Annotated in this window: 10 protein-coding genes; 4 read left to right on the forward strand and 6 right to left on the reverse strand. The window is 64.8% G+C overall.

Annotated elements, in window-relative coordinates; translation table 11 throughout:
• Positions 1-19: 19 nt before the first annotated feature.
• The 4 genes from ABDW57_RS12280 to ABDW57_RS12295 are packed head-to-tail and all read right to left on the reverse strand — an operon-like array spanning position 20 to position 2,311.
• Positions 20-766, reverse strand: coding sequence for an alpha/beta hydrolase (locus tag ABDW57_RS12280; protein WP_343730479.1), 747 nt, complete (start codon positions 764-766; stop codon positions 20-22).
• A 15-nt stretch (positions 767-781) separates the two neighbouring features.
• The gene (locus tag ABDW57_RS12285; RefSeq protein ID WP_343730480.1) at positions 782-1,246 is read right to left on the reverse strand and encodes a DoxX family protein; all 465 of its coding nucleotides are present in this window, start codon (positions 1,244-1,246) and stop codon (positions 782-784) included.
• Positions 1,247-1,265: 19 nt separating this feature from the next.
• Entirely contained in the window at positions 1,266-2,012 is a 747-nt protein-coding gene (locus ABDW57_RS12290; RefSeq protein WP_343730481.1) for a DNA-binding domain-containing protein, read from the reverse strand.
• A gap of 8 nt (positions 2,013-2,020) precedes the next feature.
• Positions 2,021-2,311 (reverse strand): DUF2282 domain-containing protein, encoded by a 291-nt coding sequence (locus ABDW57_RS12295; RefSeq protein ID WP_343730482.1) that lies wholly within the window; start codon positions 2,309-2,311, stop codon positions 2,021-2,023.
• A 171-nt stretch (positions 2,312-2,482) separates the two neighbouring features.
• On the opposite strand from ABDW57_RS12295, the gene ABDW57_RS12300 reads away from it, so the two are divergent.
• Complete coding sequence (locus ABDW57_RS12300) at positions 2,483-3,145, forward strand: response regulator transcription factor (protein ID WP_343730483.1); 663 nt, start codon at positions 2,483-2,485, stop codon at positions 3,143-3,145.
• Here the strand turns inward: ABDW57_RS12300 and ABDW57_RS12305 are convergent.
• The gene (locus ABDW57_RS12305) at positions 3,142-6,174 is read right to left on the reverse strand and encodes a two-component regulator propeller domain-containing protein (protein ID WP_343730484.1); all 3,033 of its coding nucleotides are present in this window, start codon (positions 6,172-6,174) and stop codon (positions 3,142-3,144) included. The two genes, ABDW57_RS12300 and ABDW57_RS12305, sit on opposite strands and share 4 nt — an antisense overlap.
• Positions 6,175-6,574: 400 nt before the next feature.
• On the opposite strand from ABDW57_RS12305, the gene ABDW57_RS12310 reads away from it, so the two are divergent.
• The 3 genes from ABDW57_RS12310 to ABDW57_RS12320 all read left to right on the forward strand — a co-directional run bounded on the left by ABDW57_RS12310 (position 6,575) and on the right by ABDW57_RS12320 (position 12,210).
• Complete coding sequence (locus tag ABDW57_RS12310; RefSeq protein WP_343730485.1) at positions 6,575-8,032, forward strand: glycoside hydrolase family 30 beta sandwich domain-containing protein; 1,458 nt, start codon at positions 6,575-6,577, stop codon at positions 8,030-8,032.
• A gap of 80 nt (positions 8,033-8,112) precedes the next feature.
• Positions 8,113-9,474 carry a cellulase family glycosylhydrolase gene (locus tag ABDW57_RS12315; RefSeq protein ID WP_343730486.1) on the forward strand — a complete coding sequence of 454 codons (1,362 nt, stop codon included), beginning with the start codon at positions 8,113-8,115 and terminating at the stop codon, positions 9,472-9,474.
• Between the two features lie 21 nt (positions 9,475-9,495).
• Positions 9,496-12,210 carry a TonB-dependent receptor gene (locus tag ABDW57_RS12320; RefSeq protein WP_343730487.1) on the forward strand — a complete coding sequence of 905 codons (2,715 nt, stop codon included), beginning with the start codon at positions 9,496-9,498 and terminating at the stop codon, positions 12,208-12,210.
• A gap of 36 nt (positions 12,211-12,246) precedes the next feature.
• Here ABDW57_RS12320 and ABDW57_RS12325 read toward each other — a convergent pair whose 3' ends face one another.
• Entirely contained in the window at positions 12,247-13,143 is an 897-nt protein-coding gene (locus ABDW57_RS12325) for a LysR family transcriptional regulator (protein WP_343730488.1), read from the reverse strand.
• Positions 13,144-13,178 lie beyond the last annotated feature (35 nt).

The raw sequence follows: 13,178 nt of genomic DNA on the forward strand, positions 1-13,178 counted from the left end.
TGGTGGTGCTGCAAAAAAATTAGCGGCCGTTGGCGGCGTCATCGATGACCTTGGCCACCTGGTCGGGCTGCGAGATGTAAGCCAGGTGACTGGCCTTCACTTCGGTGACCTTGGCGCCGGCGCGCTGGTACATCCAGCGTTGCAGGTCCGGGCTCAGCGCACGGTCCTCGGTCGACAAGATGGCGTAGCTAGGCTTGTGACGCCAGGCGGCAGCCCAGATCTGGGTGTTGAAGGCGGCCACCGTGGCCGGTACTTGCGAGATGGCCATGAAGTTGGTGCGGTTTTCCGGCAGGTCGGCGCCAACGTCGGTGTGGAAACGCGCCGGATCGACGAACAGGTGGCCGTCCTGGGTCGGCTTCACGCTGTCGCTGGGCGCGGGCCGGGAGCCGATGACTTGCGCCAGGCTCTCGCCGACATCCGGCAGCAGGGCCGAGACGTAGACCAGCGCCTTCACCTTGGCGCGCTCGCCGGCGGCGGAAATCACCGCGCCGCCCGAGCTGTGGCCGACCAGCACCACCGGGCCGACCTGCTGGTCCAGGATTTCGCGGGCGGCGGCGATGTCGTCGTCGAGGCTGGTGTGCGGCTGGGCCGCCACCGTGACCTTGTAACCTTGCTGCGTGAGGATGTCGTGGATCACGCGCCAGCCGGAGCCGTCCACGAAGGAACCGCTGACGATGACGATGTTTTTGACCGCTTCGGCATGCAGGGCCGGCGCTGCCAGCGCCAGTGCCAGTGCGCTGGCGGCCAGCGTGCGGAGTGCTTTCATTTGGAACTCCTTCGTTCAGCGATGGGAAGAAAAACGGCGCCACAGCAGGTGGTCCAGCGACCAGGCGCCGCCGCCGCGTGCGATCAGGGGCAGCAGCAGGCCGGCCCAGCTCAGGTGCGTCGGCCAGGCGTCCGGGTAGACGAAAATTTCAATCACGGCCGTCATGCAGAACATGCCGGCGGCGGCCGGGCGCGTTGCCAGTCCCAGCGCCAGCAGCAGCGGCAGGATGTTTTCGGCGGCGGTGGCCAGCTGCGCCGCGATATCGGGCGGCAGCAGCGGCAAGGCGTATTCGCTGCGGAACAGTTCATAGGTGGAGGCCTTGATGGTCATCAGGCCCTGCACCTTGGTGCGGCCGGACAGGAAGAACACCGCGCCGATGCCCAAGCGGGCAATCAGCAGCAGCAAGTTGTCCGGCAGCAGGCGGTGCAGCCAGGCGCTGAGGCCGGGGGGAGCAGCGTCGTCCAGGTGTAGCGTAGTCATAGAGCTTCCTTGTGTCGGTTTAAACCACATCGATGCCAGTGATGAGTTCGGCGGCCAGCCATTGCGCCAGCAGCGCGCCGGCCCTGGCGATGCCATCCTGCTCGCCGCATTGCGCCACCAGCCAGTCGCATAGCGCGGCAAAGCTGCGGTCGCGCTGGAGCTGCAGCAGGGCCGCGTATTCCAGGGCATCGGCCTGGCGCAGCAGCACGGTGTGCGCGCGGCGCCAGACGAGGTAGCCGCCTGGCTGGTCCAGCATCGCGCCTTCCGGGACCGGCCGCTGTTCCCACAGCGCGCTCCAGATGGCTTCGGCGTTGGTGGCGGCCTCGCGCAGTTGCAGCGATGGTGTCAGCTGCAGCAGCGCGCATTCCCAGTCCAGCGCCGCCAGTCCCTGTTGCGTGACCGGCGCCGCATCGGCCGCCACGAAGGCGGTGTTCAGGGCGTGCTCGATCCATGCCAGTTCGTGCAGATCCGGATGGTCCGGGTAGGCTGCCGCCAGCGTGGCATGGAAACCGTCGGCATACGCGTCCAGCGTCCAGCCATGCGGCGGATGCGCGTCGATGTGGCGTACCGCCACGCCGAGAAAGGCATGCTCGCCCATCCAGCCGCGCAGCAGCGGATAGCAATGTTCGAGGCAGCCGATCAACTGGCTGCGGTAATTGTTCTGGTACACCGCCAGCCGCACCTCCGGTCCCAGCCGTGCGGCCAGCGGTGCGGTCGGCGCCACCAGCCAGGTGCTGAAATCGCGTTGCAGCGTGGCCAGCTTCATGGCGGCGCTTAGCGGGAGGTCAGCGAGCCGTAGCCTTTCGGCGTCTTGATCTTGGTGCACGTGCCCTTGTCGACCAGTACCCAGGCATTGCCCTGATAGTCCGTCTTGGCAGTGCCGGCGCAGGTGGTGCCGGCGCCGGCGGCGCAATCATTCTGGCCGGCCTTGGCCACGCCAAAGCATTTCTCGGTCGGTTTTTTTTGCTCGGCGGGCTTGCTTGGTTCGGCGGCGTGGCTGCTGCCGGCCAGGGCAGTCAGCGACAGGGCCAGGGTGGCGGCCAGGGTGGCGTTGCGGTGGTTCATGGTTTGCTCCTCGTTTCTCAGTTAAAGGGAAGACAACGGGGACCAGTGTAGGAGAAGCGCAATCGTGCCGAATCATCAGATATTGAGAGGACGGCATCGTCCGATCGGGTAGGTGAGGGTAACTGGCTTTTATGGCAAAGTAGAGGTTTTCACCCCCACCGAAAGAGCAGCATGACGCCCGAACCCATTACCGTGATGATGGTCGATGACCACCCCATCTTCCTGGAAGGCGTGGCCAGCGCGCTGGAAACCATGCCGGGCATACGGCTGGCAGGCCAGGCCGGCACGGGGGCGGAAGCGGTGGCACTGCACCGCCGTTTGCAGCCCGACGTCACGCTGATGGATCTGCAGCTGCCGGACATGCACGGCAGCGAGGCCATCACCGCGATTCGCCAGGAAACGCCGGGTGCGCGCGTGGTCGTCCTGACCACGTATGAAGGCGATGTGCATGCGGCGCAGGCCATCCGTGCCGGCGCGGTGGGCTACATGCTGAAAAGCGCGGTGCGCCACGAACTGGAAGAAACCATCACCACCGTGCATAGCGGCCGGCGCCGCATCCTGCCGTCGGTGGCGTGTGCGCTGGCCGAGCAGATGTACATGAGCACGCTGACGCCGCGCGAGATCGATGTGCTGCGGCTGGCCGCGGTGGGCAATACCAACCAGAAGATCGGCGCTCAGCTGAGTCTGTCGGAAGGCACAGTCAAGACCCACATGAAAAACATCCTGGGCAAGATGCAGGCCAGGGACCGTACCCACGCCGTGCTGCTGGGCATACAGCGCGGCATCATCGGCATGGGGGCGGGGGGACGCTTGCCGCCAGGCTTGCGGTTCTAAGCGCGGCTGAGCCAGGCTGCCACGCGACGGCGCCACGATGGCTTGTGCCTGCTGTCATAGGCGCGCGCGGCCGGAACGGTCAGCTGCAGTTCCAATCCATGCGGCTGCGCTGGGGTCAGCAGCAGCGTGCCGTGCAGGGCGGCGGCGCGTTCGTGCATGCCCACCAATCCCCAGTGGCCGTCACGCTGGCCATCGCGCAGGATATCTTCACTCAAGCCCTTGCCATTGTCGCGCACGGTCAGCGCAAAGCTTTGCAGACCGAAATCAAGTTCCATCACAATGCGGCTGGCGCCGCTATGGCGGCAGGCGTTGAGCACGGCTTCGGCGCCGAGGTGATAGACCTCTTCCCATGCCAGCGGATCAAGCCGGCGCTGCGTGCCGCGCGTGTTAAATGCAATGAGCTGCTGGTGCTCCGCCTGCATCCGCTCGACCAGCCGCTTGAAAGCCAGCGCGATATCGCCGCCATGCACGCTGGCCAGGCGCAAGCCCATCACCGCATTGCGGCCTTCGACGATGACGCCGTCGGCTTCATACAGCAAAGCGTCCAGCTGCTGCCGCGCCGGGCTGTCGGGTGGCAGCGATTTGCCGAGCGCGCCGAAGCGCAGCACCAGCGCCTGCACGCTTTGCAGCAGGCTGTCATGCAGCGCGCGGGCGATGCGTTCGCGCTCCAGCAGCCGCGCGCCCAGCACGGCGTTCAGGCGGCGCACCAGCTGGCGCAGGCGCATCAGATAAAGGCCGTACGCCAGCCCGGCGGCCGCCCCGGCGCACAGCAGGTAGAACCAGACGGTCTGGGTGAAGGCGGGCTGGACGGCAAAGGTCAGCGTGGCATCCTCCGTACTCCACACGCCGTCCGCATTGGCGGCCCTGACGCTGAAGCGGTAGCTGCCGGGGCCCAGATGGGAATAGCTGGCCTTGCGGCGCGTGCCGGCCAGCTGCCAGCTGCGGTCGACGCCGTCGAGCTTGTACCAGACCTGCATCTGCTCGGGCTTGGTCAGGCTGAGCGCGGCAAAGCCGATATCCAGCCGCATGGGGTGCTCCGGCAGGAGCAGGCCGGCTTGTGGCGCGTAGCTGTGGTTGTCTACGCTGAGCATGCCGATCTCCACCGAAGGCGGCACACGGTTGCGGTACATGCGCTGGGGATCGAGCACGCCGATGCCATCGGTGCCGACGAACCAGACCCTGCCGCTACTGTCGAGCGCGCCATTGGGGATGGAGGCGTACAGCATCGGCGCGCCCGGATAGCCGTCGGCGCTGTCGAAGAGGTCCATGCGCAGCGGCTGGCGCGGATCGCTGATGCTGGCGCGCCAGTCGGCGGCACGCACCAGCGCCAGACCGAGGCCGGTGTGCAGCCAGCGGTCGCCGTTGGGCTGGATGACCAGCCCGGCCAGGTTCACCAGCGTCTCGGGGAGGGCGGCGCGCAGGCGCTCGAATTGGCCGTTGCGCAATACCGCCGTGCCTTCGGCACCGGAAATCAGGGTTTCCTGCTGGGTGTCGATAAAGCGTATCGGCCCCAGGCTGCCACCGGCGGCAAATGCATAGCTGCTGACTTTACCGTCGAGGTAGCGCTGAATCTCGCCGTCGCGGTAGCCGAACCACATGGCGCCGTCGCGGTCGGACGCCATCACGCGCTCCTTGGGCGTCACACCAAGGCTGGCGCCGTCCACCCAGACGCCGTTGCGATAGCGGAACAGGCCGCAACTGCGCATGCCGGCCCACAGGGCATCGCGGTCTTCCGCCAGGCGGTTGACCCATGGTGCGCTTGCTTGTGGACATTGCGGCGGCAGCGGTATACGTTCGATGCGGCCGCCGAGGTGGCGCTCGATGCCTTGCGGGCCGGCGCTCAGCAGGGCGCCGGCGCGGCCGGTGACGGCCAGGCGGCGCGCCTCGCTGACCACTGGCGGCGGCGGTTGCCGCGCAATATCCCACAGCTGTTCCAGGTTTTGCGCCCCGGCCCAGATGCGGCCCTGGGCATCGGCTGCCAGATTGCCATGTTCAGCCCCTTCCGGCAGGGAAATGGTGCGGATGCGCTGATTCCGGAAGCGTTCCAGACCGCTGATGGTCATGGCCCATAGATTGTCTTCGCGGTCCTCCAGCATGCCGATCACTTGCGGACTGCTGAGCTGCCAAGGCTGCGACAGGCGTTCGGCCGGCAACTGCGAGGGATCGAAGCTGCTGCTGTTGGGAATGTCCTGCTTGCGGATGCGGGCGATACCGTTGGGCGAGTGCAGCAGCCACAGATTGCCATCGGCATCGAACATATCGTGGTTCTGGCGGAACATATAGCGTTGCGCTTCGAGACGCGGCAGGACCGGCCCCGGCTGGCCGCTGGCCACGCGCACCACCTGCTTGCCGCTGCGCCGCCACATGGCGCCATCGGGCGAGAAGAAGGCGCCGCTCTCATCGCGGCGGCCAGTCGGATAAAAGCGCTGGGCTTTGCGATCCAGCTTATACCATTCGCCATCGGCCAGCACCCACAGCTGGCCGTATTGATCGAGCGTGCCCTCCTCGACGGTCTTTTGCGGCAAGCCCCAGCTGCTGCCGATGTTGTGCCACTGGCCCTTGCTGTAGCGGACCAGGCCGGCGCGGGTGCCGATCCAGACGGTGCCGTCGTTGTCGGCGACGATGTCGTACACCGTTTCCACGCGCGAAGTTTTCCAGGCCGGCAGCGGCACAATCTCGCCCTTGCGGATCAGATTGATGCCGCCGTCGAGATGGCCCACCAGCAGATCGCCGCTGGGCGTGGCGGTCAGGGTAGAGATGCGGATACTGAGCAGGCGCTGGCCGGTGGGCGACTGGTAGCGTTCGAAGTTCAGGCCATCAAACCGGTATAAACCGTTTTCCGTGCCCACCCACAGCCAGCCGTCGGTAGTCTGCGCCATGGTACTGATACTGGCGGGCGCCCCATCCTTGCGGCGCCAGGTGTCGTGGCGGTAGTCGTGCAGGCTGACGGCAGGATCGAGCGCCCAGGCCGGCGCTGCACAGCACAGCACGGCCACCGCCAGGCCCAGTCGGGTAATTAAACCTCGCATAAAGTGAGTATGGATGAGTGCTATCGATGAGAGGCTCATCATAGCACTCACTACAACTACGATTCGGGGTCAGCTCTGTCATTCGGACACGCAGACCGCACCTTTGAGCTAGATTAAATCATCCATAGCCAGGCGTGGTAACCGGGGGCGGCGTGTTCAGCATACAGAATCGGACTGCGCGCCTTGAGAATAATCAAAGGTGCGTCGCGCGTGTCCGAATGTCAGAGCTGACCCCGAATTGTGGAAAATCCCACACTTCATCCGCGGCTGCAGTGCATTCGTTGACATCAAATATTTGCCGGTGCTATAGTTCTTTCAACAAATGGAAACGCTTCCATTTAATTTATAAGTGAATAAATGTGATCAGGCGGACCAGGATCCGTCTGCGCCAGGAGACAGCATGTTGACAGCCAGCCCTGCATTGCCGGGCGATGGAGCGTTGCGCCCGTCGTCTTTCAAATCCCTCTCTGCACTGCTGGCAGCCGCGCTGCTGACGCTGGCCAGCGCCGCGCACGCGCAGACGGTGCAGGCGTGGATCACCACCGGCGATCAGACCAAACTGCTGGCGCGCGCCGCCGATGCCAGGTTCCACCACGGCGCCACGGCCGCCACCATTATTGAAGTCGATCCCGGGCAGCGTTTCCAGGAAATGGTGGGCTTCGGCGCCGCCATCACCGATGCCTCGGCCTGGCTGATCCAGAACAAGATGACCCCGCAGCAGCGCACCGATCTGCTCAATGACTTGTTCGGCAAGGCGCCTGGCCTCGGCTTCAGCTTTACGCGCCTGACCATCGGCGCTTCCGATTTCTCGCGCCAGCATTACAGTTTTGACGATATGCCGCCGGGCCAGACTGATCCCGGGCTCAGGCACTTTTCCATCGATGCCAACCGCGCGGAGGTGCTGCCGGTGACCAAGGCTGCGCTGGCCATCAATCCGAAGCTGCGCGTGATGGCCTCGCCATGGAGCGCGCCAGGCTGGATGAAGTCCACCGACAGCCTGATTCAGGGCACGCTGAAGCCGGAAGCCTTCGGCCCCTTCGCCAGTTACCTGTCGCGCTACGTCAGCGCGTACGCACAGGAAGGTGTGCCGATCTTTGCGCTGACCTTGCAGAACGAACCGCACTTCGAGCCCAAGGACTACCCTGGCATGCGCGTCGATCCGGCCAAGCGCGCCGCCTTCATCGGCGGCCATCTCGGTCCGCTGCTGGCCAGGGAGCATCCGCAAACCAAGATCCTCGACTGGGACCACAACTGGGACGAACCGTGGTCGCCGGCCGATGTGCTGAAAGATCCGGTGGCCAATAAATACGTCAACGGTGTGGCCTGGCACTGCTATGGCGGCGACGTGCGCGTGCAGGCCGCGCTGCATGACCGCTGGCCGGACAAGGAAACCTATTTCACTGAATGCTCGGGCGGCAAATGGGCGCCGGTGTGGTCGGACAATCTGCAGCACTTCGCCAAGGTGCTGGTGATCGGCACCACGCGCGGCTGGGCCAAGGGCGTGTTGCTGTGGAATCTGGCGCTGGATGAAAATGACGGCCCGCATCTCGGCGGCTGCAAGGATTGCCGCGGCGTGGTCACCATCGACAGCCGCGACGGCAAGGTCACGCGCAATGAGGAGTATTACGCGCTGGGCCATGCCAGCCGCTTCGTGCGCCAGGGCGCACGCCGCATCGCTTCCACCAGCGGCTACGATCAGCTGGATACGGTCGCCTTCCGCAACGCCGACGATGGCTCGCTGGCGCTGCTGGTGGTGAACTCGGCCAGGCAAGCGCGCAGCTTTGCGGTGCGCGTCGGCCAGCGCAGTTTTGATTACACCTTGCCGGCCACCAGCGTCGCCACTTTTACCTGGCAATGAGCCGGCAGTAAACCCGCGCTGCTTTGGGCAGCTTTTTTCTACATCAACTTGGAAGCGCTTCCACATGAGGGAGGTTGGGGATGGTTTTGCGTGCGATTTGTAGTCTGGGCTTATTGATCCTGGCCGGATGCGGCGGCGGCGCAGGCAGTGCGCCCGCCGCGCCACCACCGGTGGTCACGCCGCCGGTGGCGGAAGTCATCAAGCCGACCCCGGTAACGCCGGTGCCGGCACTGCCGCTGACCATGCTGCACACCCAAGGCACGAAATGGTTGAAGGCCGACGGCAGCCCGATCACGTTGAAAGGCGTCAACCTCGGCAATTGGCTGATCAATGAATTCTGGATGATGGGGCAGGGCAGCAATGGCATTGATGACCAGTGCAAGCTGGAAGCCAGGCTGGACGAACGCTTTGGCTATGCCGAGCGCCAGCGCCTGATGCAGCTGTTCCGCGATAACTGGATCACTGCCCGCGACTGGGACCAGATGCAGAAGTTCGGCCTGAATGTGGTGCGCCTGCCATTCATCTACAGCGTGGTGGAAGATGAAAAAAATCCGCGCACGCTGCGGGCCGACGCCTGGCGCTATCTGGACGAGGCCATCGCCCAGGCCGAGAAACGCGGCATGTATGTCATCCTCGATCTGCACGGCGCGGTCGGTGCGCAAGGCTGGGAACAGCACAGCGGCTGCGCCGGCAAGAACCTTTACTGGAGCACGCCGGAATACCAGCAACGCACCATCTGGCTGTGGCAGCAGGTGGCGGCGCGCTACAAGGACCGCGTCAGCGTGGCCGGCTACAGCGTGCTCAATGAACCATGGGGCACCGATGCCGCCAACCTGGCCAAGGTGGTGAAGACGCTGTACAGCGCCATCCGCGCAGTCGATCCCAATCACGTGGTGATCCTGCCCGGCCATAACAGCGGCATCAGTGCCTACGGCAAGCCGTCCGAACAGGGCATGAGCAATGTCGCGTTTGAGATGCATTTCTATCCCGGCCTGTTTGGCTGGGGCCAGATCGGCCTGCAAGTGCACAAGGATTGGCTGAGCTGCAGCGGCGGCAGCAACAGCGGCGTGTGCGATTGGGACAACCGCCTCCGCAATGTCGATACCGCGTTTTTTATTGGCGAGACGCAGCCATGGACTGGCCAGGGCCTGGATCTGGGCGGCCAGATCGCCCGCGCTTCCTTTGACACCTACGCCAGATACGGCTGGGCCGCCACCGCGTGGAGCTGGAAGGTGGTCACCAACAGCGGCGGCCAGGGCAACGGCACCTGGGGCATGGTCACCAACGCCGCCAGCGCGCCTGTGCCCAAAACCGATTTCACCACCGCATCGCTCAGCGATATCGAAACCCTTTTCAAGTCCTTCGGCAGCCAGGCGTATGAAGTCCACCAGCCGCTGCGGGACTGGATGACCAGCAGCACCGCACCACAGCCTTTCCGTTAAAACTATAAGAGTGAGATGACAATGAACAAGCACAACTACGTAATCAGGATGACTCCGATTGCCGCCGCCTGCGCCGTCATGGCGTTGGCAGCCAGCCCGGTCCACGCGCAACAGGCCGCCCAGCCCAAGGCGGAAGACGCTCCGGTGCAGGAAGTGGTGGTGACCGGTATCCGCCGCAGCATTGAAACTTCGATGGCCATCAAGCGCGATGCCGACGCCATCGTGGAAGCGGTGACGGCGGAAGACATCGGCAAGCTGCCGGACGTGTCGATTGCCGAATCCATCGCCCGCCTGGCCGGCCTGACCGCGCAGCGCGTGGAGGGCCGCGCGCAAGTGATTTCGATCCGCGGCCTGGCGCCGGACTTTTCCGCTACGCTGCTGAACGGCCGCGAGCAAGTCTCCACCAGCAATAACCGCGGCGCTGAGTATGACCAGTATCCATCCGAGCTGATCAACGGCGTCACCGTGTACAAGACGCCGGATGCTTCGCTGGCCGCCGGCGGCCTGTCGGGAACGGTGGATCTGCAAACCGTGCGCCCGCTGGATATCCGCCAGCGCACCATCGTGCTGAATGCGCGCGGCGAGCATAACTCCAACGGCAAGCTGAATTCCAACACTTCGGCCAACGGCAATCGCCTGAGCGCGTCGTATGTGGATCAGTTCCTCAACAACACCCTGGGCGTGGCGATCGGCTATGCGCACCTCGATTCGCCGGGCCAGCAGAAGGAATACAAATCGTGGTGGTGGGGCCGCGACAACAAGCTGCCGGCCGGCATGGAAGATGTGGTGGCGCTGAAGGGCGCCGAAGTCACCGCATCCTCGCGCGAGCAGAAACGTGACGGCCTGATGGGCGTGCTGGAATACCGTCCGTCGAAAGAATTCCGCACCACGCTGGACCTGTACTATTCCGAGTTCAAGCAGAACACCACCATGCGCGGCATGATGTGGAACTCGCACCAGTGGAGCGACGTGACTTACCGCGATCCGATCGTGGAAACCATTGGCGGCACGCGGCTGCTGGTGGGCGGCAAGCTGGTCAACCTGGAGCCGATCGTCCGCAACGACTACAACCAGCGCAAGGACAAGATGGGCGCGCTGGGCTGGAACAACACCTTCAAGAAGGATGGCTGGACCCTGATCGGCGACCTGTCCTACTCGACCGCCAAACGGCGCGAGGAAGTGCTGGAAACCTACGCCGGCCTGGGCCCGGCCGGCTCGCACATCACCGACAACAACTTCGAGTTCCATATCCCGACCGCCAGCGGCCTGCCGACCTTTACTCCAAGCTTCAACTATACCGATCCCAAGATCATCAAGCTGGCCGACGTCGGCGGCTGGGGCAAGGATGCGGACATGCACCATCCGGTGGTGGACGACAAGCTGGGTTCGGCCAAGTTCTCGGCCAGGAAGGAACTGGACGGCATCTTCCGCAGCCTGGAGGGCGGTGTCAATTTCACCCGCCGCGAGAAGACCCACGCCGACACCAACAACTACTGGTTCCTGAAAAATGGCCGCACGCCGGCCACGGTGTCGTCGGACCTGCTGCAGCCATCGACCTCGCTGTCGTTTGCCGGCATACCGGCGGTGATGAGCTACGACGTGCTGGGGGTGCTCAACAAGTATTACGACAAGCAGCCGGCGCGCCCGGATGACCAGGCGTTGCAGGACTGGGGCGTGACCGAGAACATCACCACCGCCTACGCCAAGCTGGGCATCGATGCCGATCTCGGCCCGATTCCACTGCGCGGCAACCTCGGCCTGCAAGCGGTTAACGTCGATCAGAAATCGCGCGGCGCCACCGTCAACGCGGGCAAGCTGGGCACCATCAACGGCGGCGCCGACTACACCGACGTGCTGCCGAGCCTGAATCTGAATTTCGACCTCGACAAATACCTGAGCACCACCAACCTGCGCTTTGGCGCGGCCAAGACCGTGGCGCGGCCGCAAATGTCGGATATGCGTGCCGGCATTTCGGGCGGGGTCGATGCCACCACCCGCATGTGGAACGGCAGCGGCGGCAACCCGAACCTGGAACCATGGCGCGCCAATTCGTATGACTTGTCGATGGAGAAGTACATCGGCAAGCGCAGCTATATCGCTGGCGCGCTCTGGTACAAAAAGCTGCAAAGCTACATCTACAACCAGCAGACCGCGTTCAGCTTTGCCGGCTTCCCGAATCCATCGGCGGTGGTGCCGATCCAGGACATCGGCACGCTGAACCGCCCGGCCAACGGCACCGGCGGCCTGGTGAAAGGGGTCGAGCTGTCGGGGGCGCTGGATGCGGGCCTGCTGTGGGCGCCGCTGGAAGGCTTGGGCGTGACCGGCAGCATGTCCGGCACCGAGAGTTCGATCCATCCCAACGGTCCGGGCACCAAGGAGAAACTGCCGGGCCTGTCGGGTGTGGTGTCCAACTTCACCGTCTACTACGAGAAGGATGGCTACTCGGCGCGCGCCAGCCGCCGCTACCGTTCGGCGTATCGCGGCGAGGTGACCGGCCTGTTCGCGCAGCGCGCCTTCAGCGAGATCCTGGCTGAGCGCCAGATCGACCTGCAGCTGGGCTATGCGATCGAGGAAGGCAGCTACAAAGGCCTGTCGTTCCTGTTCCAGGTGAATAATCTGAACAATTCGCCGTACCAGACCCGCCAGGGCGATCCGTTCTCCGGCGGTTCGTACGCGCCGGAACGCTACACCACTTACGGCCGTCAGATCCTGCTGGGTCTGAACTACAAGCTGTAACCCGCACGGCGGCACACCAGGGTCTGCTTTTACCGTTTATTCCAGCGCTGCCGCCAGCAGGTCGGTAAAGGCGCGGATCTTGGAGGCGCCGCGGCGGTTGGCCGGGTAGACGGCGTAGATGCCGACGTCCATGTCGCCGGGATTGGCCTGGTAGTCGGGCAGCACCGCCACCAGCGTACCGGCGTCCAAGTCTTGCTGCACCAGCCAGCCCGGCAGCAGCGCCAGTCCCAGCCCGCCCAGCGCGGCCTGGCGCAGCATTTCCGCATTGTTGACCTGCAGCTTGCCGTGCACCTCCACCTCGGTCGCCAGCGCCTCCCCGCGCAGGCGCCAGGTCGGGCGGCTGGTGCCGTAAGCAAATAGCAGGCAGTTGTGCTCTGCCAGCGCCTGCGGCGTTGGCGGCGCGCCGTGGGCGGCCAGGTAGCCCGGGCTGGCAACGATGTGGCGCCGGTGGCCGGCCAGCTTGCGGGCGATCAGGTTGGGCTGCTGTTCCGGATTGCCGATGCGGATGGCGACGTCGATCGCCTCGTCCACCATATTGGTCAGCGCGTCGCTGAGGCGCAGGTCCAGCTCCAGCCGGGGGTAGCGCTGCGCCAGTTCGGGCAGCAGCGGCGCGATATAACGGATCGCCAGCGTGACCGGGGCGGCGATGCGCAGCATGCCGGCCGGCTCGGCGTCGCGGCCGGCGGCGGCGTCATCGGCTTCGTCCAGCGCGGCCAGGATGTGGCTGGCGTGCTCGAAGTAGGCGCGGCCGCTGTCGGTCAGGGTGATGCTGCGGGTGGAGCGGTTCAGCAGCGGCGCGGCCAGCCGTTCTTCCAGCGAATCGACCAGCCGCGTGACCGAGGATGTGGCCACGCCCAGCTGGCGTGCGGCGGCCGAGAAGCCGCCATTGCTGGCAACCAGGCAAAAGGCTTTCAGTTCGGCGAATCTATCCATGTCGTTGCGTCCTGCGCAAAGGTGAGTGCGAATTT

The sequence above is a fragment of the Duganella sp. genome, assembly GCF_039595735.1.
Lineage (GTDB): Bacteria > Pseudomonadota > Gammaproteobacteria > Burkholderiales > Burkholderiaceae_D > Rugamonas.

Excerpts from the sequence above, each read along its gene's own strand:
- ABDW57_RS12305 (WP_343730484.1), bottom strand. The coding sequence starts at position 6,174 with ATGCGAGGTTTAATTACCCGACTGGGCCTGGCGGTGGCCGTGCTGTGC.
- ABDW57_RS12295 (WP_343730482.1), bottom strand. The coding sequence starts at position 2,311 with ATGAACCACCGCAACGCCACCCTGGCCGCCACCCTGGCCCTGTCGCTG.
- ABDW57_RS12300 (WP_343730483.1), top strand. The coding sequence starts at position 2,483 with ATGACGCCCGAACCCATTACCGTGATGATGGTCGATGACCACCCCATC.
- ABDW57_RS12290 (WP_343730481.1), bottom strand. The coding sequence starts at position 2,012 with ATGAAGCTGGCCACGCTGCAACGCGATTTCAGCACCTGGCTGGTGGCG.
- ABDW57_RS12280 (WP_343730479.1), bottom strand. The coding sequence starts at position 766 with ATGAAAGCACTCCGCACGCTGGCCGCCAGCGCACTGGCACTGGCGCTG.
- ABDW57_RS12285 (WP_343730480.1), bottom strand. The coding sequence starts at position 1,246 with ATGACTACGCTACACCTGGACGACGCTGCTCCCCCCGGCCTCAGCGCC.
- ABDW57_RS12325 (WP_343730488.1), bottom strand. The coding sequence starts at position 13,143 with ATGGATAGATTCGCCGAACTGAAAGCCTTTTGCCTGGTTGCCAGCAAT.
- ABDW57_RS12315 (WP_343730486.1), top strand. The coding sequence starts at position 8,113 with ATGGTTTTGCGTGCGATTTGTAGTCTGGGCTTATTGATCCTGGCCGGA.
- ABDW57_RS12320 (WP_343730487.1), top strand. The coding sequence starts at position 9,496 with ATGAACAAGCACAACTACGTAATCAGGATGACTCCGATTGCCGCCGCC.
- ABDW57_RS12310 (WP_343730485.1), top strand. The coding sequence starts at position 6,575 with ATGTTGACAGCCAGCCCTGCATTGCCGGGCGATGGAGCGTTGCGCCCG.